The following is a 19873-nucleotide window of genomic DNA, read 5'->3' on the forward strand; positions in this document are numbered from 1 at the left end:
GCGACCGGACGCCGCAGCCGGGCCTCCGGCTACGGCGTCCAGTCGCGCCGGAGCAGCCCGTAGATCACCATGTCCGAGAAGCCGTCGCCGTCGTACTCGCGCTCCCGCAGGGTGCCTTCGTGCGTGAAGCCGCACGCCTCCGCGGTGCGCCGCATGGCCGTGTTGGTGGCCAGCGTCTCCAGCTCCAAACGGCGCAGGTTGCGGTTGCGGAAGCCGTACCGGCAGAGCAGCCGGATCACCTCGGTGCCGTAACCCTGGCCACGTGCCTCGGGAAGCAGGGAGATGCCGAGGTGGGCGAACTGGTTGAACGCGCTGATCCCCCACAGCACGCTGCCACCGAGGAACGTGCCGTCGGCAACGGTCTCCGCCACCAGCGACACATTGGCCTGGCCGTCGGGCGGGTCGGTGACCTTCTTCTCCAGCCGGGCCCGGATCTGGCCGACGTGCGGCGGCAGGAACGGCTCGCCGTCGGTGAGCAGATGCAACTCGGGATCCACGTACAGACGGAACATGTTCGGCGCGTCGTCGGGAGTGGGCGGGCGCAGTCGGACCCGCCCGGTGGCGAACATGCCGCAACGCTAACAGCCACCACGCAGGCCCACGACCCCGTTCCGGACGGACGCTCAGTCCAGTGTGACCACCCAGCGAGCCCCCTCGCCGCGCGCCAGCCGATCGAACGCCATGGGTGCCTCGTCCAGCCCGATCGTGCCGCTGACCAACACGCCCAGATTGAGTGCGCCGTCGGCGAGGGCGGCGGCCAGCACCGGCACCTCCCGGTCCGGGTCGGACGAGCCGTAGACCGAGGAGCGCAGGGTACGGGCGGAGTGGAAGATGTCCAGCGCGCCGAGGCTGACCATGTCGTCCTTGGCGCCCATGCCGACCACCGTCACCGCTCCCCCGCGCCGGGTGAGCCGCCAGGCGGCGCGGATGGTGGCGGCCCGGCCGACGCACTCGAACGCGTGGTCGACGCCCCGGCCTTCGGTGCGTGCGCGGATCTCCTTGGAGAGCCGGTCGTCGGAGAGCAGGAAGTCGGTCGCCCCGGCGGCGAGCGCGAGATCGCGCTTGGCCTCGGCGACGTCGACGGCGAGGATCGTCGTGGCACCGGCCCGGCGGGCGGCGGCCAGGACGGCGAGGCCGACCCCGCCGAGCCCGACCACTGCCACGCTCTCACCGGTTGCCACCCGCGCCGTGTTGCCGACCGCGCCGACGCCCGTGAGCACCGCACAGCCGAGCAGGGCGGCCTGCTCGGGTGGCAGCCCGGCCGGGATCGGGATGACGGCGCGTTCGGGCACCACCACCGCCTCGGCGAGCGCGCCGAGGCCGAGGGTCAGGTGCAGCGGTACGCCGTCGTCGGTCTCGCCGCGGGGCACGGTCGGAGCGGTGGTGGCGGCGCAGAGCCACGGTTCGCCACGTCGGCACCACCAGCAGGCCCGGCAGGCCGGCGCCCAGTTGAGGACCACCGGGGTGCCGACGGCCAGCTCCACGCCCGGCCCGGTCGCGGCCACCACGCCGGTCGCCTCATGCCCGAGCACCAGCGGGAACCTCGCGGCGAGGGTGCCGTTGGCCATCGACAGGTCGGAGTGGCAGACCCCGGCGGCGGTGATCCTCACCCGGACCTCGCCGGGGCCGGGAGCGGGCAGGCGTACCCTCTCGATCCGCAGCTCGGCGCCGGACCCCCGCGCGACCAGCGCGCGAACGGTGACCGGCGCGGCGGGGGTCGTCTCCGGGCCGCTCATCGCTGGATCGCCTTCAGCTCGCAGAACTCGGCGAGCCCGTGCACGCCCAACTCCCGGCCGAGCCCGGACTGCTTGTAGCCACCGAACGGGGCGAGCGGGTTGAACGGCGCACCGTTGACGTCCACCGCGCCGGTGCGCAGCCGACGGGCCACCGCGAGCGCCGCGTCGGTGTCGGCGGACCAGACCGCACCGGCCAGCCCGTATTTGGAGTTGTTGGCGATGGCGACCGCCTCGTCGGTGTCGCTGAACGGGATGACGGCGAGCACCGGGCCGAAGACCTCCTCCTGGGCGAGCGCGCTGTCGGGATGCACGTCGGCGAAGACGGTCGGCGCGACGAAGTGCCCCTGGGGCGGCACCGGGGCGTCCGGGCCACCGACGACCAGCCGTGCGCCGTCGGCCAGGGCCCGATCGATATGGCCACGCACCCGGTCCGCCTGGGCGGCGGAGACCAGCGGGCCGAGGCGGGTGGCCGGGTCGAACGGGTCGCCGAGCCGGTAGCCCGCGACCGCCGTGGCGACCAGGTCGAGCGCCTCGTCGTACCGGTCGCGGTGCACCAACATCCGCGTCCACGCGGTGCAGGTCTGGCCGGAGTTGAGCAGGGCGTTGCCGACGCCCACCTTGACCGCGGTGCCCAGGTCGGCGTCGGGGAGGATCACGTTGGCGGACTTGCCGCCCAACTCCAGCGCGACCCGGGCGATCCGGTCGGCGGCGAGGCGCATGATCCGGGCGCCGGTGGCGGTGGATCCGGTGAACGACACCAGGTCGACGTCGGGATGCCCGGCCAGCGCCTCACCGACCACCGGCCCGGTGCCGGTCACCAGGTTGAGCACCCCCGGCGGCAGCCCGGCCTCGGTGACCGCGTCGAAGAGCAGGTACGCGGTCAGCGGGGTCAACTCGCTGGGCTTCAGCACCACGGTGCAGCCGGCAGCCAGGGCGGGGGCCAGTTTCGCCATCACCTGGTGCAGGGGGTAGTTCCACGGGGTGATCGCGCCGACCACGCCGATCGGCTCGCGGACGACGAGGGAGTTGCCGATGCTCTCCTCGACCGGCGCGCGGGCGGCGAGCGCGACGTGGTCGCGCAGGACGGTCAGCGGCAGCCCGACCTGCACCCGGGTGGCGAGCTTGAGCGGTGCGCCCAGCTCCACGGCGATGGTGCGGGCGAGGTCGTCGGCACGCGAGGCGAGCGCGGCGTGCAGCCGGTCCAGGTGCGCGGAGCGCTCGGCGGGGGCGGTCGCCGACCAACCGGGGAACGCGCCGCGGGCCGCGGCCACGGCCGCGTCCACGTCGGCCGGGGTGCCGGCCGGCACCTGACCGACCAGCTCACCGGTGCTCGGGTTCTCCACGTCGATCAGCTCGACGTCGGCGGGGGACGTCCAGTCGCCGCCGAGGTGCAGGTGGCGCCGGAGGCGCAGGGCGTCGGGCAGCGGCGACGGCGGGGCGGCGAGGTCCATGTCGTCCCTTCGGGGGTGGGCGACCGGCGATGGCGACGGGGTCGCGGCGGGCGATGAAACTAGCGCTGGGAGTTTGGACGCTACCCGTTGGGCCCTGTGGACTCCACCGCGCCGGCGGTACGGACGGGATCCACGGTCCGGGCGTACTCGGCGGCCAGCCCGTGCAGCAGGGCGTCCAGGCCGAGGGCGAAGGCGCCCTCGTCCACGCTCTGCTGGTGCTCGGCGAGCCGGTGCGCGTCGCGCAGGTGCGGGTAGTGCGCGGCGTACAGCTCCGGGTCCTCGACGAAGCCGCGGGCGAACGAGCCGAGGGCCGACCCGGCCACGAAGTACCGCAACGCGGCGCCGATGTGGGTGGCCCGGGCGGGGGGCCAGCCGGCGCGGACGAGGCCGCCGTAGACCGCGTCGGCCATCGCGAGGGCGGCCGGTCGCCGACCCGGCCCCTGCGCCAGGTAGGGCACGATGTTCGGGTGGGCGGTGAGCGCCCGCCGGTACGACCAGGCCCAGTCGCGCAGCGCGGCGACCCAGTCCCGGCCGGTGAAACCTCCGGTGTCGACGGCGCCGGTCACCGTGTCTGCGACCGCGTCGAGGATCTCGTCCTTCGTGGCGAAGTGGTTGTAGAGCGAGGGCCCGCGAACGCCCAGCTCGGCGGCGAGCCGGCGGGTGGAGAACCCGGGCAGGCCCTCGGCGTCGATGAGCGCGGTGGCGGTCTCGACGATCAGCTGCCGGGTGAGCCGGGGCTGGCGGGGTCGGGGCACTGCGCTCCTCGAGGTCTCGGCCGTCAGGTCTGGACGCGGCAAAACTTGCACCGCTAGTTTAAGGGGTGACCGGCTGCGCCGACGCCAGGAGGACCACCGTGGACTTTTCGCTCACCGACGAGGAGCGGGCGGTACGGGACACCGTCCGATCGTTCATCCGCCGCGAGGTGATGCCGTTGGAGGCGGAGGTGCTCCGCCGGGAGCGGGCACACCAGCCGGGCCTCGACCACTCCGAGGTGCGTGAGCTGCAACTCAAGGCGCGCAAGTTCGGCTTCTGGGGCCTGGCCACCCCGGAAGAGTACGGCGGAATGAACCTGCCTGCGGTGCTCCAGTCGTTGATCTGGACGGAGCTGGGCCACACGTTCGTGCCGTTCCGCTTCGGCGGCGAGGCGGACAACATCCTGTTCCACGCCACCGAGGAGCAGAAGCAGGAGTTCCTCATCCCGACCATCGAGGGCGAGCGGCGATCCTGTTTCGCGATCACCGAGCCCGGCGCCGGCTCGGACGCCGCCAACATCCGGCTGTCCGCCCGCCGGGACGGCGACGACTGGGTCCTCGACGGCGAGAAGACCTTCATCACCGGTGGACACGACGCCGACTTCGCCATCGTGGTCGCGGTGACCGACCGGGAGAAGGGCGCCCGCAACGGCGGCGCGACCGCGTTCCTGGTGGACCGGTCGATGGGTTGGCGGTCGGAGTTCATCCAGACCATGGGCGAGGGCGGGCCGGCGTCGCTCATCTTCGACGGCGTACGCGTGCCGCACCGCAACATCCTCGGCGAGATCGGGCAGGGCTTCACGCTGGGCATGGAGTGGATCGGCAAGGGCCGCTACACCATCCCGTCGCACGCCATCGGCATCGCCGAGCGGGTGCTACAGATGGCGATCGACTACGCCAACACCCGGGAGACCTTCGGCACCAAGATCGGCGCCAACCAGGCCATCCAGTGGATGATCGCCGACTCGGAGACCGAGCTGGAGGCGGCCCGCTGGCTGGTGCTGCGTTCCGCGTGGACGGTCGACCAGGGCCTCGACCCCCGGCACGCGTCGTCCATGGGCAAGCTCTACGGCGCCGGCATGGTCAACCGGGTGGTCGACCGGGTGCTCCAGATCCACGGCGGCATGGGCTACACGCGTGAGCTGCCCATCGAGCGCTGGTACCGGCAGGTCCGGCTCTACCGGATCTTCGAGGGCACCGACGAGATGCAGCGGCTGATCATCTCCCGGGACCTGCTGCGCGGCTACACGAAGATCGGCGGTCACCTGGCCTAGGGGCCTCACCGCCCACGCCCACGCCCACGCCCACGCCCACGCCCACGCCCACGCCCACGCCAAGATCCGCGCAACTTGCGGGATGTTGCTGTCTCCGACACGCGGGAGACACCTGAATCCCTGATGTTGCGCGGATCTTCGCAGGGTTTCGACGCGGAGTAGCCGGAGCAGTCGGCTGCTCGTGAACCACGTTGGTCGGTCTGCCATCTACCCCAATGAACACCCACCAAGGGATCAGAGGGGGAACGCTCATGCACCGACTCATCAGGGCCGCCGCGCTGGCGATGGCCGTCGCCACGTTCGGCGCCGTCGTCACCGCGGCCGCGCCGGCGTCCGCGAGTGTCAGCCAGGGCTACGTCGCCGGGTCCGGCACCTGGACCGACGACTGGAACGACGAGGGTCCCATCTCCGCGACGACCCGCTCGTACAGCAACGTGGTCGCCATGTGGCAGATGATCCTGTGGGCGGACGGTTACCTCGCCTACTCCGGCGTCGACTGCCAGTTCGGGCCGGTGACGACGGCCGCCACGAAGAAGTGGCAGACCGCGCGAGGTCTCGTCGCCGACGGCGTCGTCGGTCCGAAGACCCTGGCCAAGGCGGCCACCCGGCTCGGCGTGTACGAGGGCGAGGGGTGGTACTACTACGACGGCGCCGGCAGCGAGATCGTCCACTTCGGTCGTCTCGCCGACGGTCGGTGGGACATGAGCATCGGCATCGACCTGGAGTGGCAGCCGCTCTCCTACGCCGCCGCGACCTTCGACCGCTGCGCCTGACGCACCGCTGCGCCTGACGCACCGCTGTTCCTGACCGGACCGGGGGACGGCCGACCGTGGAGTCGGCCGTCCCCGCACCCGGGATCAGCCGGTCAACGCCGCCAGGGCCGCGTCCACGTCGGCCTCGGTGGAGTAGATGTGGAACGAGGCCCGGACCCGCCCGGCGCGCACCGCCGCCCGGATGCCGGCCTCCGCCAGACGCCGCTCCGCGTCCGGCACGTCCACGCTGACGATGGCGCTCTCCCCCGGCGGCTGGCCGAGCCCGGTCCGGAACCGGTTGGCCAACGCCACGTCGTGCGCCTGGATCGCCGGCACGCCGATCTCGGCGACCAACTCCAGGGCGGGTGCCGCCCCCACCCAACTGAACCAGGCCGGTGAGATGTCGAACCGGCGGGCGTCGTCGGCCAGCCGCAACGGCGGGCCGTAGTAGGAGGCATGCGGGTCGCGGCCCGCGTACCAGCCGGCCGCGTCGGGGCGCAGTCGTTCGCGCAGCGCCGGAGCCAGGTAGGTGAACGCGGTCCCACGCGGGTTCATCAGCCACTTGTAGCCGCCCACCGTCACCACGTCGGCCCGACTCCCGTCGAAGGGCAGCCAGCCGCACGCCTGGGTCGCGTCCACCACCACCAACGCGTCGTGCGCGCGGGCGGCGGCCACGATGTCGTCGTACGCGGCGACCGCGCCGTCGGCCGACTGCACCAGGCTGAACGCGACCAGGTCGGTGTCCGCGTCGATGGCGTCGACGAGCGACTCCAACGGCACCACGCGGACCGAGATGCCACGCTCCTCCTGGACGAGCCAGGGGAACAGGTTGGAGGTGAACTCGACGTCGGGGACCACCACTGTCGTGCCGGCGGGCAACGCCGCCGCGACTGGCGCGAGCATCTGCGAGACGGAGGCGCCGACCGCCACGTCGCCCTCCGGCACGCCGATCAGGCCGGCGAACGCGGTACGGGAGCGCTGCACCGAGTCACCCCAGCCCTCCCAGGAGCTGCTGCCGACCCGCCACTGGGCGAGCGCCTCCTGCAACGCCGTCCACGCCGGCTCGGGCGGCAGCCCGTAGGAGGCGGTGTTCAACCAACCGGGCTCCGGCTTCCACAACTGCTGCGCCTGCTCGATCTCCATGACCTCGACGGTAGGCGGACCGGTGAACGACGGGCACGGCCAATCGGCGATCGGCGGCCTGCCGCAGTGAGTCGTCGGCGGCCTGCCGCAGTGAGTCGTCGGCGGCCTGCCGCGGTGAGTCGGCAGGTCAGGGCTTCCCGGCCGGCTCGCCCGGAGTCTCCCGTCGGACCCGGGCGAGGGCGAGGGTGTCGGCGAGTGCGGCGAGCCACCTGTCGACCTCGACCAGGTGCCGGACCGCCTGCGGGTCGACCTCGCCGAGCAGTGGCCGGACCCGTTCCAGCTCGTCGACACAGGTGGTCGGTGCGGGGCTCGGGCCCGACGACCGGCCATGGGTCACCTCCTCGGCCACCTCGTCGTACGCCGACCGCAGGTGTGCGACGGCGTCGCGCAGCAACGCCGCAGCCGCGGGCCAGCCGGCGAGACAGCCGGGCGGGTTACGCCGCAGCAGTGACCCGACGCCGGGCACCACGTAGTGCCCGGCGCTCAGGACGGCGTACCAGTTGACCTGCCGCCGGTGCGGGTCGTGTCGCTCGGAGTGGTACTGGCAGTACGACGAGTCGACCAGAACCATCCGACGACGTACCCGGTCGATGGCACGCTGCGGTGACGGAGCCTCGCCGAGCACCGCCTCGACGGTCTGCTCGACCGCGTCCGCGCTGGCCGCGAGGTAACGGACGGCGTTGTGCCGCAGGTCGTGGCTCGCCCCACGGGGCCACATGGCCACACCGGCGAGCACGCCGATCACCGCGCCGAGTAGCACGTCGACGAGCCGCGCCTCGGCGAGCCGCCACCCTTGCGGGTCGAGCTGGGCGAAGACGACGGTCAGCAGCACCGTGAACAGCGCCTGCTGCCAGACCGGACCGAGCAGGCGTCCGACGCCGAAGGCCAGGATCAGGGTGACCGGCAGGACGACGGCGTAGACGATCGGCAGGTCGACGACGAGCATCACGGCGCCGCTGACGAGAGCGCCGGCGATCGTGCCCAGCACCGACGGCCGCAGCGCGGAGCGGGTGTCCGCGGCCGAGGTGCGCAGGACCGTGAGCGTCGCCAACAGCACCCAGAAGCCGTGCGTGAGCTGGAGCAACCCGGCGGCCACCCGGGCGACGGTCAAGGCGACGGCCAGCCTCAGCGAGCTGTGCAGGTGGGCCGAGCGGGGCGCCAGGTGGGAGCGGAACTGCCACCAGTACAGCGTCCACTCGTTGTGCCCCGCGTAGTCGAACAGACCTGGCGGGGCATCCACGCCGTCGAGTCGTGACCCGGTGGCCAGTCGGGTGCCGACGGCGAAGACCCGTACCTGGTCGGCGAGGGCCAACGCCGTCGCGTCCCGGCACAGCCGGGGCACGTCCGGCGGCTGACCGTCGCCCTCGCCCACCGCCGCCTCGGCCCGCCCGACCACGGCGTCCAGACCATCGAGGTCCACTGGTCCTCCGCCCGCGGTCAGGCTACGACTGGCCGCCCGGGTCGTGTCCGCGCCGACGCGCAGCAGTCGCGCCGCCGCCAGGTCCGGGATCGGCTCCGGTGGGACGTCCGCCGCCAACCGGTCCGCCTTGGCCAGCACCTCCCGCAACGCCGCCGCGCAGATCCGCAACGCACGGTCCTGAGCGCCCGCCGCGGTGGGCGCCCACGCCGGAGGGTTACGGGCCAGATCAAGCGGGCCGACGACGTCGTACGCCCGTTGGCGTCGCGCGTCCCGGTCGGCGTGGTCCGGGTGCGGCTCGGTCAGCGCGCGGGCGGTGGTGTCGAGGAACGCCGCGACGCCGTCGGCCGCCTCGGCGAGTCGCTGCCGGTAGGAGACCGGCACCGGGTCGGGCCAGAGGAGCACCTCGGCCGCGGCGAGCAGCACGATGGCGAGCGTGACGCCGCCGAGACGTTGCGGCAGGGTGTCTGGCTGGTACGGCGGGAAGGACGCCAGGATGTAGAAGAGCTGGAACGCGCTGGCCCAGCCCACCAGGCGCGGGTTGCCGACCCCGCCGAACGCCACGACGAACCCGATGACCAGCATTCCGCCGGCCGCCGCCCATGTGCTCCAGGCCAACAGGGACCCCGCCGCGATCAGCGCCCAGACCGCCGGCAGCGAGATGACCAGGATCCGCGCCCGTTGCGGCGCGGGACCGGGCAACTGCGCGAAGGCCCCGGCGGCGATCGTGCCGAACAGCCCGTAGGTGGCGAGCACCGAACTGCCGGCACCGTAACGGGAGCCGTAGAAGACGACGGACGCCACGAGCGTCAGCCGGGCGGCACGTCGCAGGACGGCGTACCCGGGGTCACGGTGCCGCAGGCGGCCGAGGAGGCTGGTTGCCGGCACGCCTGCTCCCCCGGGCTCGTCGCGACATCCCTCCCCGGCAACCCATTCTTCCCGGAGCCTGTCGGGAACGGCGGGTTTCGGGGCGAATCAGCACCGGGAGCCGACGGGTCAGCGTCGAACGCCCCGGAGCAGGCTGAGCCGGAGCGCGCGGAGCAGGGTGCCGGGGCGGCCCAGGGTCGCCGGGTGGTCGAGCATGGTGGTGACCCGGCCCAGTCGGGCGTTGAGCACCGGATCGGTCAGCGACGTCCGGAACAGCAGGTCACCGAACCACTTGGTGACCCGGTACCCCGGCGGGTACGGCCCGTCGACGTGCGGGAGCTCGATGTCGGCGGTGGTGGAGATCTGCCAGGCGGCGTCGACGACCACCCGGACCTGGTCGAAGTACGCCCGCGCCGGCTCGTCGTGCGGCTTCGGACCGGACCGCAGGTACGCCGACAGGCAGGACGCGTGCAGCGTCGCGGAGGTCATGCCCTGGCCGTACACCGGGTTGAAGGACGCGACGGCGTCGCCGGCCGCGACCAACCCGGCGGGTAGGCGGTCGAGCTTGTGGAAGTCGCGGCGTCGGCTGTCCGCCTGGTGGTACGTGACCACCCCGCCCAGCATCTCCCCGTGCTCGGCGATGTCGCCGAACATCTGCGGGTAGTGCTCCCGGCAGCGCGCGGTGAAGTCGGCGACGTCGCGGCTGGGCCGGTCGTCGTCGTAGCCGGCCACCAGCATGATCCAGCGGTCTCCCTCGACCGAGTTGATCCCGCCGATCCGGGCGGTACGCCCCTTGCCGGCCATGGTGTGGAAGACCGCGACCCAGGCGTCGCTGACCTTCTCGTCACGCCGGTAGAGCGCTGTCGCGTAGTTCAGCTTGATCGGCATGCGTTGCATCGGCGGGCGGGGCCACCCGTTCTCGGCCAGCCAGTCGCTGAGCCGGCTGGACCGACCCATGGCGTCGACCACCAGGTCCGCTGGTTCGACGACCGCCTCGCCGCCGCCCTCGGGCACGTACCGCGCGCCGGTGACCCGCCGCTCGTCGAAGAGCAGACCCTCCGCCCGGCCGTACACCATGCGGATGTTGTCCACGGCGAGCGTCCGCCGCCGGACCAACGCCTCCAGGAACGGACGCGTGGTGATCAGCGCCGGCCCGGTGCCGGTCGCCGCCGGGGGCAGTCCGAGCATGCCGTTGACGAAGACCTTCGCGGTCCCCGGGTCGGTCGGCGGCGGAGGAGCGCCGAGCGCGAGCGCCTCGTCGGCGATGCCGGGGAACCAGCGTTCCAACTGGACCTGGCCGGCGGGCAGCAACGCGTGCACCTGACTGCCCTGGGGCACACCCGGGCGGGGCCCGGTATCGACATCGGACGGGTCCCGTTCGACGATCAGGACCTCCTCGGCGTGGTCGCTCAACACGCGCGCCGCCATCAGCCCGGCCATGCTGCCGCCGAACACCACAGCACGTCGCATGACCACACGTGTCTCAGCCGGTCGTTCGGCGGTCGCTATCTGCGAGAACAGCCGGGACGGAGACGGGGACATGCGATCACTCCTCGGACGGTCGGGGAACCACGGCATCCACGACCGTAACCATCGGAGCGTCAGCCGTCAGCGCTCAGGTGGCCCGCCACTTCTGGTTGGCGTTGCCGGTGCACTGCCAGATCTGCAACCGGGCGCCGTTGTCCGAATTCTCGTCGAGCACGTCGACGCACCTGTCCGCCCTGGTGTTCACCAGGTCGTAGGCCTTGTTGAGGGTGAACCTCTGCGACGACGCGCCGGAGCAGTCGGCCAGCACAACGGCGGCCCCGTCCGCTGTGGAGTGGCCGGCGACGTCCAGGCACTTGCCCATCGAACGGACCGTGCCGTCCGCGGGAAAGGTCCAGAGCTGCTTCGCGGTACGACGACAGTCCCAGATCTGCAACCGGACACCAGCTGTGGCGTTGCCGTCGGGGATGTCGATGCACCGGTCGCTGGCGAAGCTGGAGATCTGCTTCCCAGCGGGCGTGCCGGCCGGGGTGGGCGAGGCCGGCGGTGGAGCCGACGGCTGCTGTGCCGAGGTCCCCGGAGCTGTCGTCGTACCGCTGCCCGCCCCCGGCGACGGCGGCCCCGCGCTCGCCGGGGGTGGCGGGCCTGCGGATCCGGACGGTGGGCCGGCGGTGACCGGCAAGCCCTGGAAACCATCGGTGATCAGCGCGAAGACGGCCGCGCTCGCGGACCATTCGGCGGCGGACGTGGTCCAGTCGATCGAGTACGCGTGCCCGTTGTGACCGACGAACGCCCGGCTGACCATCTGCGTGGGCGTCCCGGCCTCGTCGGTGTACGTCCACTCCCACTCGGCGGCCCGCACCTGGTAGGGCAGTGCGGCGAGCCGGACCCGGCGGTAGTCCGCGTACCGCGGGCGTTGCGCTGCCTCCCGCGCCCGCAGCTCGGCGATCAGGTCCGTGGGAACGGACCGGAGTTCGCCGACGACGAGGATCCGGCTGCCGTCCGGCTCGCGGAACTCGGCCCGCTCACCGTCGCGCCGCGCCTGCCAGCCGTCGGGCACCGGCACGAGGAAACGGGGATCGTCGCGGTAGTAGCGCCAACCCGCCGGCGGCGGTGGCAGTACCCGGGACACCGGCGTCTCGGCGATCGCGGACGGGTCCCCGGTCGGCGCGGCCACGTCGCCGTCCCCCGTACCGCCGGACGGCCCGCGGTTCAGCAGGGACGCGCTGACCAGCAGGGCGAGCAGCACCGCGACGGCTGTCACCGACCCGATCAGCCGGATCCGACGCCTACCGACCGGCTTCCACAGCGTCGGACCGGCGACGGCCGGCGGCGCGGCTGAGCCCGGCGCGGCTGAGCCCGGCGCGGCCGGTGGCGGCGCGGCTGAGCCCGGCGCGGCCGGTGGCGGCGCGAGTGCGACCGGTGCGGCGGGCGGGCCGGCCTGAGCCGGTGGCGCTGGTGGGGCCGCATCGGCGGCTGGCGCGGGTGCGACGGGCGCGGCATTGACGAACTCGGGCACGATCCTGGGACGGGGTCCGCCGCCGGTGGCGTGCACCGAGGCGGCCGGTCCGGTGCCGGTGGCGCCCACCCGGGCGGTTGCCCCGTCCGGCTCGGTCACCTGGCGCAGCAGCCGTTCCGCCTGATCCGCGGTGATCCGCTGATCCGGCTCCCGACGCAGCAGTCCTTCCAGGAGCAGGGTCAGCCGACCGGCCCGCTGGGCCGGCGGTGGCGCTTCGGTGGCCAGGGCTGCCAGCGTGGCTATCGGCGACGAGCGGTGGTACGGCGTACGCCCTTCGACCGCCGCGTAGAGGGTGGCGCCGAGCGACCACAGGTCGGCGGCCGGCCCGACGTCACCATCGGTGGCCCGTTCCGGCGCGAGGAACGCCGGCGAGCCGAGCACCATCCCGGTCTGGGTCATCCGAGGGTCCCCGGGAAGGGTGGCCAGCCCGAAGTCGGTCAGCACCACCCGACCGTCGTCGCCGAGCAGCACGTTGGCGGGTTTGACGTCGCGGTGCAGCACGCCGGCCCGGTGCGCGGCCCGTAACGCGCTCAGAATCCCCAGCCCGATCCGCGCGGCGCGATCCGCCGGCATCGGCCCCTCGGCTTCGAGCACCTGGTGCAGGGACCGGGACGGGACGAGCTCCATCACGATCCAGGGGTCGTCGTCCGAGTGCAGCACGTCGAAGACGCGCACCACGTTGACGTGGCCCAGACGGGCGACGGCCCGTGCCTCGCGCATGGACCGCTCACGCAGCTCCCGGCGTTCGTCGTCGCGCAGGCCCGGCGGCGCCACCAGTTCCTTGATGGCCACGTCCCGTTGCAGCATCTCGTCGCGGGCCTGCCACACGCGACCCATTCCACCCTGGCCGAGCGGGCGGACCAGCCGATAACGGTCGGCAATCAACTGTCGAGGAGCGTCGGGCACGACAGGAAGGTACCCGGGAATGGTTACGTGCCCAATTTCGGCGGCGGCCGGAAAAGCGACAGTTGGATATGTCACAGGCGACGTCGACAGGCAACCAATGGACCCTTCCGGAGCAATTGCTTCAGAACCACGGCAACTGTCGCCCACCGCGATGTTACCAACACGTATGTCGACCGGCCGTTATTGATATCGAATGAATTCGAACTCGCTGGGGAGAGCCGCGCGCCCCTCGTCGGGCTGCCGGACGGCCGGGTGGCCCTCGTCGGTGGTCGCCATCTGAGACGCGACGACATCGCCCTGGGTCCGGCGCTCGCCGTAGACGTCTTCTTAGCACCCTCGATCGTCGAGGCCTTTCTATCCGCCAGCCGTCCCGGCGAGTGGCAGCATGCGGGAAGAACTCTGTCGGAGTGAACCAAGTCCCGGACATGGCGGTTGGCAATAATTGCGCATCACTTCCCGACCGCGAGGCGACTCAGAATATGTCGAGCAATTCGTCGGCCACCTCCCGGGCCGGGCCGACGACCTGCCAGTCGCCGCGCCGGCGACCTCGCCGTGATGGCCCAGCAGGCCCGGAAATAATGCGGACACCGCGTGCCGCACCAGACCAGGGGGCAGGCCATTTCCTTCCGGGCCATGGGGTGCCCGAACGCCTGGCGGTCGCGAACACCGCAGGAGCTGGGGCTGGACCGGGCTCGTCTCGACTGATCCCGTCGGACCTGGGCCCGCACCGGTTGATCTTGTAGGCTCAGTCGGCAACGCCACAGTGGCCCGTCGACCGTCGAAGAGGATCGAGGCAGCCCGTGCTCACCGTAGGCTCGGCGGACACCGCCGTGGTCCCCCCGGCTGAGCGGTTCGGGTACTGGCACGACCTGGTGGCACGCGAGTCGGTGCCGATGCGCATCCACAGTGCCCACGCGGCGGACTTCCGGGCCCGGGCAGAGGTCATCAGCCTGGGCGAGGTCGTGCTGTCGACCTGGCGGTACCCCTCCCTGGACATGCAGCGGACCGGCACCTTCATCCGCCGCAGCGACCCGGAGATGTACCAGTTCGCACTCCCGTTGTCCGGGCAGGGCGGGTTGGAGCAGGAACGGCGGGCGAACCATTTCACGCCGGGCAACTTCGCCGTCGTCGACACGTCCCGACCCCATCAGTCGACACACCAGGGACGATCGCACCACGAGGGCATCCTGACCACCCGGACGATCCTCGTCCCGCACGGTCTCCTGCCGGTGCATCCCAACCGGATCTCGCAGCTGCTCGGCACGAGCATCTCCGCCACCGAGGGCATCGGCGTCCTGCTCGACCAGTTCGTCCACCAGGTGATGACCCATCCCGAGCAGTACCACGAGCGCGACGTCCCGCTCCTGGGCACCGTCGTGCGGGACCTCGTCTCCGCGATGGTCGCCCAGCAGTTGGACCTCACCGACACCCTGCCGACCGAGGTACGCGGCCACAACCTGCGCATGATGGTCAAGGCGTTCATCGACGAGCACCTCGCCGACCCGGACCTGTCGCCGAGCACCGTCGCCGCCGCTCACCACATCTCGCTCCGCAGCCTGCACCGAGCGTTCGAGACCGAGGACCAGACGGTCGCCGAGATCATCCGCAGGCAGCGCCTGGATCGGTGCGCCCGCGACCTCCGCGATCCCCTGCTGAGGGGGCGGCCCATCCACAGCATCGCCGCCCGCTGGGGTTTCCGCTCCCAGGCCCACTTCAGCAGGGTCTTCACGGCCACGTTCGGGATGTCCCCGCAGGCGTTCCGCAACGACTCACGCGCCCGCCCCTAGGTGTACCGCCCCCAGGATCCGAGCACCGACAACCCTGACGGTGCATGGATCCTGGCGACGAGCATTCGGCGCGGACAGGGTCGCGCCCGCCCATGGCCGGCGCGACCCCTGACCCATCGGGCCGACGTCAGGCCGGAACGCCGGCCTCCTGGGTGGACCGTCGTGCCGACGTCTCGTCCTCGTCCGAGTCGTCGTGGTCGTCGAGCATCGTGGCCTCGTCGAACGGGTCGTCACCGCGCAGCACCTCGGCTGCCCGGTCCCGGTCGAACTCCCCGGTCCACGTCCCCACCAGCACTGTCGCCACGGCGTTGCCCGCGAAGTTCGTCAACGCCCGCGCCTCGGACATGAACCGGTCGATGCCGACGATCAGGCCGACCCCGTCGACGAGGTCCGGCCGGTGCGACTGAAGACCGCCGGCCAGCGTCGCCAGCCCGGCGCCGGTGACCCCGGCGGCACCCTTCGAGGCAATGATCATGAACAGGAGCAGCGAGACCTGCTCGCCGATCGAGAGCGGCTTGCCCAGCGCGTCGGCGATGAACAGCGACGCCATCGTCAGGTAGATCGCCGTGCCGTCCAGGTTGAAGGAGTAACCGGTCGGCACGGTGATGCCGACGACCGGCTTGCTGACCCCGAAGTGCTCCATCTTCGCGATCAGCCGCGGCAACGCCGACTCCGACGACGAGGTCGACAGGATCAGCAGGAACTCCCGGCCCAGGTAACGCAGCAGCGAGAAGATCGAGATCCGGGCCACGAACCAGAGCAGCGCGCCCAGGACCACCAGCACGAAGATCAGGCAGGTCGCGTAGAAGCCGAGCATGATCTGGGCGAGGCTCTTGAGGGCGTCCACTCCGGTCGCCCCGACCACGGCGGCCATCGCCCCGAACGCGCCGACCGGCGCCAGCCACATGATCATGGCGAGCACCTTGAACACGACCCGCTGGATGACGGCGATCGCGCCGAGCACCGGCCCACCGCGCCGACCCATGGCCTGCACGGCGAAGCCGACCAGCAGGGCCACCAGCAGCGTCTGGAGCACCTCGCCCTCGGTGAGGGCGGAAAGCAGCGTGGTCGGGATGATCCCGAGCAGGAAGTCCGCCGTCCCGCCGGCCTCGTCGCCGGCGGCGGCCTTGCCCGCGCCCGCGAGGTCCTGGCCGAGGTCGAGACCGGAGCCGGGGTGGATGAGGTTGCCGACCACCAGGCCGATGGCGAGCGCGACCGTCGACATGGTCAGGAAGTAGCCGAGGGCGAGACCGCCCACCGTGCCGACCTTCGCGGCCTGCCGCACGGAGCCGACGCCGAGCACGATGGTGCAGAAGATGACCGGGCTGATCATCATCTTGATCAGGTTGACGAAGCCGGTGCCGATCGGCTTGAGTTCCTTGCCGAAATCGGGGGCGACCAGGCCGACGACGATGCCGGCGAGCACGGCCACGATGACGGCCAGGTAGAGGTAACGGGTACGGTCCCGGCGGACGGGGGGTGCCGCCGAGGTGGTGGATTCGGTGTCCATGTCAACAATGTGAAGTGCCTCTCACCCGTTGACAGCCTTGCGGTCATTCTGTTCACCGCGACCGCGACAGCGGCGGCGCACGAAGGAGGTGTGGAAGGGTGGCCCGACGCCAGTGGAGCATCGCGGGGCAGCTCTTCGCCCTCCAGGCGGTGGTGGTGACGCTGCTCGTGCTGGCCGGCGCGGCGGGCGCCGTCTGGCTGGCCCGCAGCGACTCCCGCCAGGCCGCCCAGGAGGAGGTGCTGGCGGTGGCGCAGACCGTGGCCGGCTCCCCCGACGTCCGCGCGGCCCTCACGACCGCCGACCCGGCGCGCGTCCTACAGCCGTACGCCGAATCCACCCGCAAGGCGACGGGCACCAACTTCGTGGTGGTGATGGCCCCCGACCGCACCCGTTTCTCGCACCCGACCCGGGACCAGATCGGCAAACCGTTCGTCGGCGACATCGAGCCCGCACTGGCGGGCCGCCCGTTCACCACCACGAACGTCGGCACGCTGGGCGAGTCGGTGCGCGCGGTGGTCCCGGTGTACGACGAGCAACGGCGCATCGTCGGCCTGGTCTCGGTGGGCATCACCACCCGGGCGATCGACCGTAAGCTGCTGCGCCAGTTGCCGGTGCTGTTCGGTGTGGCCGCGCCCGCCCTGGCTCTCGCCGCGACCGGCTCGTGGCTGCTCAGTCGCCGGCTTCGCCGCCAGACCCACGGTCTGGGCCCGGCGCAGATGACCCGCATGTACGAGTACTACGACGCGGTCCTGCACTCCGTCGCGAGGGTCTCGTGGTGCTGACCACCGACCGGCGGGTGGCGCTGGTCAACGACGAGGGGCGCCGCCTGCTGGGCCTCGACGCGGACGCGCCGGTGACCGACCAGCCGGTCGCCGGGATCGACCTGCCGCCGGCGGTGGCCGAGTTGCTCGACTCCGGGCGCGACGCCCGCGACGAGCCGATCCTCGCCGGTGACCGGGTTCTCGTCGCCAACCAGCTGACCACCCGCTTCGAGGGCGCCGTGCTCGGCACCGTGTTGACCCTGCGGGACCAGACCGAGCTGCGCACCCTGGCCAGTGAGCTGGACTCGGTGCGCGCGTTGACCGAGGCGTTGCAGGCGCAGACCCACGAGTCGGCCAACCGGCTGCACACGGTGCTGACCCTGGTGGAGTTGGGTCGCGCCGACGAGGCCGTCCGGCTCGGCACCCGGGACCTGGCCCTCGCCCAGCAACTGACCGACCGGGTGGTCGGCGCGGTGACCGAACCGGCGCTGGCCGCGCTGCTGCTGGGCAAGTCCGCGCAGGCCGGCGAGCGCGGGGTGGACCTGGTCGTCGAGCCGGACTGCCGACTCGACGACAGCCCACTGCCGACCGGCGACCTGCTCACCGTGGTCGGCAACCTGGTCGACAACGCCCTGGAGGCGGTGGCCGGCACACCCGCGCCTCGACGCGTACGGGTGTTCGTCGGCGCTGCCGACGACGAGCTGGTCATCCGGGTCGCCGACAGCGGGCCCGGGCTGGCCCCGGAACGGGTGGCGGACGCGTTCCGGCGGGGCTGGTCCACCAAGAGCACCGGGCGGGGCCTTGGTCTGGCCCTGGTCGGGCAGGTGGTCCGCCGACACGGCGGTAGCGCCGAGGTGACCCGCTCGGACGACGGCGGCAGCCTGTTCACCGTCCGACTGCCGGACGGGCGGTCATGAGCGACATCCGGGTGCTGATCGTCGAGGACGAGCCGCTGCTGGCAGAGGCGCACAGCGCGTACACCGAACGGGTTCCCGGTTTCGTGGTCGTCGGTGTGGCGCACACCGCGCGGGCGGCGATGGCGGCGCTGCGGGCCAACGACGGCGGCGACGTGGACCTCGTACTCCTGGATTTTCGCCTGCCCGACCTGCACGGCCTGGACGTCTGCCGGGCGCTGCGCGCGGCCGGCAGCAGCGTCGACGTGCTCGCGGTGACCTCCGCGCGGGACCTGGCTGTGGTGCGGACCGCGGTGTCCCTCGGCGTGACGCACTACCTGCTCAAACCGTTCACGTTCGCCGCGTTCCGCGACAAGCTGGAGCGGTACGCGGACTACCGCGCCCAGGCGCTCGCCGACGGTGAGGTGGCCGCCCAGCACGACGTGGACCGGATGTTCGCCACCCTGCGCGGCACCGCCGGGCACAGCCTGCCCAAGGGTCTCGACGCGCAGACCCTCAATCGGGTACGCGCCGCCCTCAGCGACGGGACCGGCGCCCAGGTGGGGCTGTCGGCGACCGAGGTGAGCGCGGCGACCGGCATCTCCCGGGTGACCGCCCGCCGCTACCTGGAATACCTGGTGACCATCGACAGGGCAGTCCGAACCCCCCGCTACGGCACCCCCGGCCGCCCCGAGGTCGAGTACCGGTCCCGGTGAGCAGGACGAAACGTCGACCCGACACCGCCGCGAGAGGCGCTCAGTCGACGGAGAGAGTGGGACAATCGACCAGACGACAACCAGGAGGTGAGCCGTGGCGTCGAGTAATGCGGAGCGCATGCCCGAGTGGCCAACGGCCGAGCATGTCCCAGCCGAGGAGTTGGCTCGCCGCCAGGGCGTTCGACCTGTCGCCTCCGTGGACGACCTGGCGCGCCCCTATCTGTTCGAGTCAGACGACGAGTTGGACGAATTCCTCGCCGACCTGTACGCCTCCCGGCGGGCCGGCGCCGCGTGAGCCTCGTCGTTCTCGACACCGACGTGGCGTCGGCAATCCTTCGCGGGCGGCTGTCGGACCCTCTCCGAGCCCGTTTGACCGGTAAGACCCTCTGCGTGACCTTCGTGACGCTCGGCGAACTGACCAAGTGGACGGCACTGCGCAGTTGGGGGCCGCGCAAGTTGGCTGATCTCGCGCACTGGCGGTCGGGGATCGTCCTGCTGCCCTTCGACGAGGCCGTGGCGGTGACCTGGGGGCATCTTCAGGCGCGAGCTCAGCACCGTGGGCGGCCCCGGCCGACCAACGACTCGTGGATCGCAGCGTGCTGCCTTGTCGACCGGCTACCGCTCGCGACGTTCAATGGCAAGGATTTCGCCGACTTCGCCGAGTACGACGGGCTGCGCCTCTTCGACGTCTCCTAGCCTCCTCTATGCCGGGGCAGGCCGGGAACCCTGTGGCGGGGTGAAGATCCGTTGTTAGACTGGGCCCGTTGGGTCAGCGGTACGACCAGGGAGACCAGACATGGCGGGTGACGACGACATCTCCGGGTGAGACCGGATGTGTGCGGCCATCGGTTCGGCGCGTTTCGCGCAGCCGCGGTGGCCATGACGTCGTTCCACCGGTCCCGTT

General features: G+C 72.0%; 17 protein-coding genes. 8 read left to right on the forward strand and 9 right to left on the reverse strand.

Going from position 1 to position 19873, the window contains the following annotated elements:
• Nucleotides 1-29: 29 nt before the first annotated feature.
• The 4 genes from O3438_RS11310 to O3438_RS11325 all read right to left on the reverse strand — a co-directional run bounded on the left by O3438_RS11310 (nt 30) and on the right by O3438_RS11325 (nt 3942).
• The gene (locus O3438_RS11310) at nt 30-569 is read right to left on the reverse strand and encodes a GNAT family N-acetyltransferase (RefSeq protein WP_269679925.1); all 540 of its coding nucleotides are present in this window, start codon (nt 567-569) and stop codon (nt 30-32) included.
• Nucleotides 570-623: 54 nt separating this feature from the next.
• Nucleotides 624-1736, reverse strand: coding sequence for an alcohol dehydrogenase catalytic domain-containing protein (locus O3438_RS11315; RefSeq protein WP_269679926.1), 1113 nt, complete (start codon nt 1734-1736; stop codon nt 624-626).
• Nucleotides 1733-3187 (reverse strand): aldehyde dehydrogenase family protein, encoded by a 1455-nt coding sequence (locus O3438_RS11320; protein ID WP_269679927.1) that lies wholly within the window; start codon nt 3185-3187, stop codon nt 1733-1735. Before O3438_RS11320 ends, O3438_RS11315 begins: the two co-directional genes overlap by 4 nt.
• Before the next feature lie 80 nt (nt 3188-3267).
• Nucleotides 3268-3942 carry a TetR/AcrR family transcriptional regulator C-terminal domain-containing protein gene (locus tag O3438_RS11325; protein ID WP_269679928.1) on the reverse strand — a complete coding sequence of 225 codons (675 nt, stop codon included), beginning with the start codon at nt 3940-3942 and terminating at the stop codon, nt 3268-3270.
• Nucleotides 3943-4040: 98 nt separating this feature from the next.
• On the opposite strand from O3438_RS11325, the gene O3438_RS11330 reads away from it, so the two are divergent.
• Together O3438_RS11330 and O3438_RS11335 are read left to right on the forward strand one after the other, a co-directional pair.
• On the forward strand, nt 4041-5213 hold the full coding sequence (locus O3438_RS11330) for an acyl-CoA dehydrogenase family protein (protein WP_269679929.1): 1173 nt from the start codon (nt 4041-4043) through the stop codon (nt 5211-5213).
• A 251-nt stretch (nt 5214-5464) separates the two neighbouring features.
• Nucleotides 5465-5986 carry a peptidoglycan-binding domain-containing protein gene (locus O3438_RS11335; RefSeq protein ID WP_269679930.1) on the forward strand — a complete coding sequence of 174 codons (522 nt, stop codon included), beginning with the start codon at nt 5465-5467 and terminating at the stop codon, nt 5984-5986.
• 84 nt (nt 5987-6070) lie between these two features.
• Here the strand turns inward: O3438_RS11335 and O3438_RS11340 are convergent, their stop codons facing one another.
• From O3438_RS11340 to O3438_RS11355, 4 genes are all read right to left on the reverse strand, one after another.
• Nucleotides 6071-7108: an aminotransferase class V-fold PLP-dependent enzyme gene (locus tag O3438_RS11340; RefSeq protein ID WP_269679931.1), complete on the reverse strand. Its 1038-nt coding sequence runs from the start codon at nt 7106-7108 to the stop codon at nt 6071-6073.
• 127 nt (nt 7109-7235) lie between these two features.
• Nucleotides 7236-9413, reverse strand: coding sequence for an FUSC family protein (locus tag O3438_RS11345; RefSeq protein ID WP_269679932.1), 2178 nt, complete (start codon nt 9411-9413; stop codon nt 7236-7238).
• Nucleotides 9414-9521: 108 nt separating this feature from the next.
• Nucleotides 9522-10862: an FAD-dependent oxidoreductase gene (locus tag O3438_RS11350; RefSeq protein ID WP_269679933.1), complete on the reverse strand. Its 1341-nt coding sequence runs from the start codon at nt 10860-10862 to the stop codon at nt 9522-9524.
• A 145-nt stretch (nt 10863-11007) separates the two neighbouring features.
• Complete coding sequence (locus O3438_RS11355; protein ID WP_269679934.1) at nt 11008-13302, reverse strand: serine/threonine protein kinase; 2295 nt, start codon at nt 13300-13302, stop codon at nt 11008-11010.
• Nucleotides 13303-14102: 800 nt separating this feature from the next.
• Here O3438_RS11355 and O3438_RS11360 point away from each other — a divergent pair.
• Nucleotides 14103-15089, forward strand: coding sequence for a helix-turn-helix domain-containing protein (locus tag O3438_RS11360; protein WP_269679935.1), 987 nt, complete (start codon nt 14103-14105; stop codon nt 15087-15089).
• A 127-nt stretch (nt 15090-15216) separates the two neighbouring features.
• Here O3438_RS11360 and O3438_RS11365 read toward each other — a convergent pair whose 3' ends face one another.
• The gene (locus O3438_RS11365) at nt 15217-16599 is read right to left on the reverse strand and encodes a cation:dicarboxylate symporter family transporter (RefSeq protein WP_269679936.1); all 1383 of its coding nucleotides are present in this window, start codon (nt 16597-16599) and stop codon (nt 15217-15219) included.
• A gap of 98 nt (nt 16600-16697) precedes the next feature.
• On the opposite strand from O3438_RS11365, the gene O3438_RS11370 reads away from it, so the two are divergent.
• The 5 genes from O3438_RS11370 (at nt 16698) to O3438_RS11390 (ending at nt 19665) form a co-directional block, all read left to right on the forward strand.
• Nucleotides 16698-17381: a hypothetical protein gene (locus O3438_RS11370; RefSeq protein WP_269679937.1), complete on the forward strand. Its 684-nt coding sequence runs from the start codon at nt 16698-16700 to the stop codon at nt 17379-17381.
• Nucleotides 17375-18277: a sensor histidine kinase gene (locus O3438_RS11375; protein ID WP_269679938.1), complete on the forward strand. Its 903-nt coding sequence runs from the start codon at nt 17375-17377 to the stop codon at nt 18275-18277. Before O3438_RS11370 ends, O3438_RS11375 begins: the two co-directional genes overlap by 7 nt.
• The gene (locus tag O3438_RS11380; RefSeq protein ID WP_269679939.1) at nt 18274-18969 is read left to right on the forward strand and encodes a response regulator; all 696 of its coding nucleotides are present in this window, start codon (nt 18274-18276) and stop codon (nt 18967-18969) included. The genes O3438_RS11375 and O3438_RS11380 overlap by 4 nt, the downstream gene beginning before the upstream one ends.
• A gap of 94 nt (nt 18970-19063) precedes the next feature.
• On the forward strand, nt 19064-19264 hold the full coding sequence (locus O3438_RS11385) for a hypothetical protein (protein WP_269679940.1): 201 nt from the start codon (nt 19064-19066) through the stop codon (nt 19262-19264).
• Nucleotides 19261-19665 (forward strand): type II toxin-antitoxin system VapC family toxin, encoded by a 405-nt coding sequence (locus tag O3438_RS11390; RefSeq protein ID WP_269679941.1) that lies wholly within the window; start codon nt 19261-19263, stop codon nt 19663-19665. Before O3438_RS11385 ends, O3438_RS11390 begins: the two co-directional genes overlap by 4 nt.
• Nucleotides 19666-19873 lie beyond the last annotated feature (208 nt).

It is taken from the genome of Micromonospora sp. WMMC250, from assembly GCF_027460215.1.
Taxonomy (GTDB): Bacteria; Actinomycetota; Actinomycetes; order Mycobacteriales; family Micromonosporaceae; genus Micromonospora; species Micromonospora taraxaci.

What these genes read in the sequence shown, in the direction of transcription:
- O3438_RS11310 (WP_269679925.1), bottom strand. Translation starts at nt 569, where the DNA reads ATGTTCGCCACCGGGCGGGTCCGACTGCGCCCGCCCACTCCCGACGAC.
- O3438_RS11315 (WP_269679926.1), bottom strand. Translation starts at nt 1,736, where the DNA reads ATGAGCGGCCCGGAGACGACCCCCGCCGCGCCGGTCACCGTTCGCGCG.
- O3438_RS11320 (WP_269679927.1), bottom strand. Translation starts at nt 3,187, where the DNA reads ATGGACCTCGCCGCCCCGCCGTCGCCGCTGCCCGACGCCCTGCGCCTC.
- O3438_RS11335 (WP_269679930.1), top strand. Translation starts at nt 5,465, where the DNA reads ATGCACCGACTCATCAGGGCCGCCGCGCTGGCGATGGCCGTCGCCACG.
- O3438_RS11340 (WP_269679931.1), bottom strand. Translation starts at nt 7,108, where the DNA reads ATGGAGATCGAGCAGGCGCAGCAGTTGTGGAAGCCGGAGCCCGGTTGG.
- O3438_RS11350 (WP_269679933.1), bottom strand. Translation starts at nt 10,862, where the DNA reads ATGCGACGTGCTGTGGTGTTCGGCGGCAGCATGGCCGGGCTGATGGCG.
- O3438_RS11365 (WP_269679936.1), bottom strand. Translation starts at nt 16,599, where the DNA reads ATGGACACCGAATCCACCACCTCGGCGGCACCCCCCGTCCGCCGGGAC.
- O3438_RS11380 (WP_269679939.1), top strand. Translation starts at nt 18,274, where the DNA reads ATGAGCGACATCCGGGTGCTGATCGTCGAGGACGAGCCGCTGCTGGCA.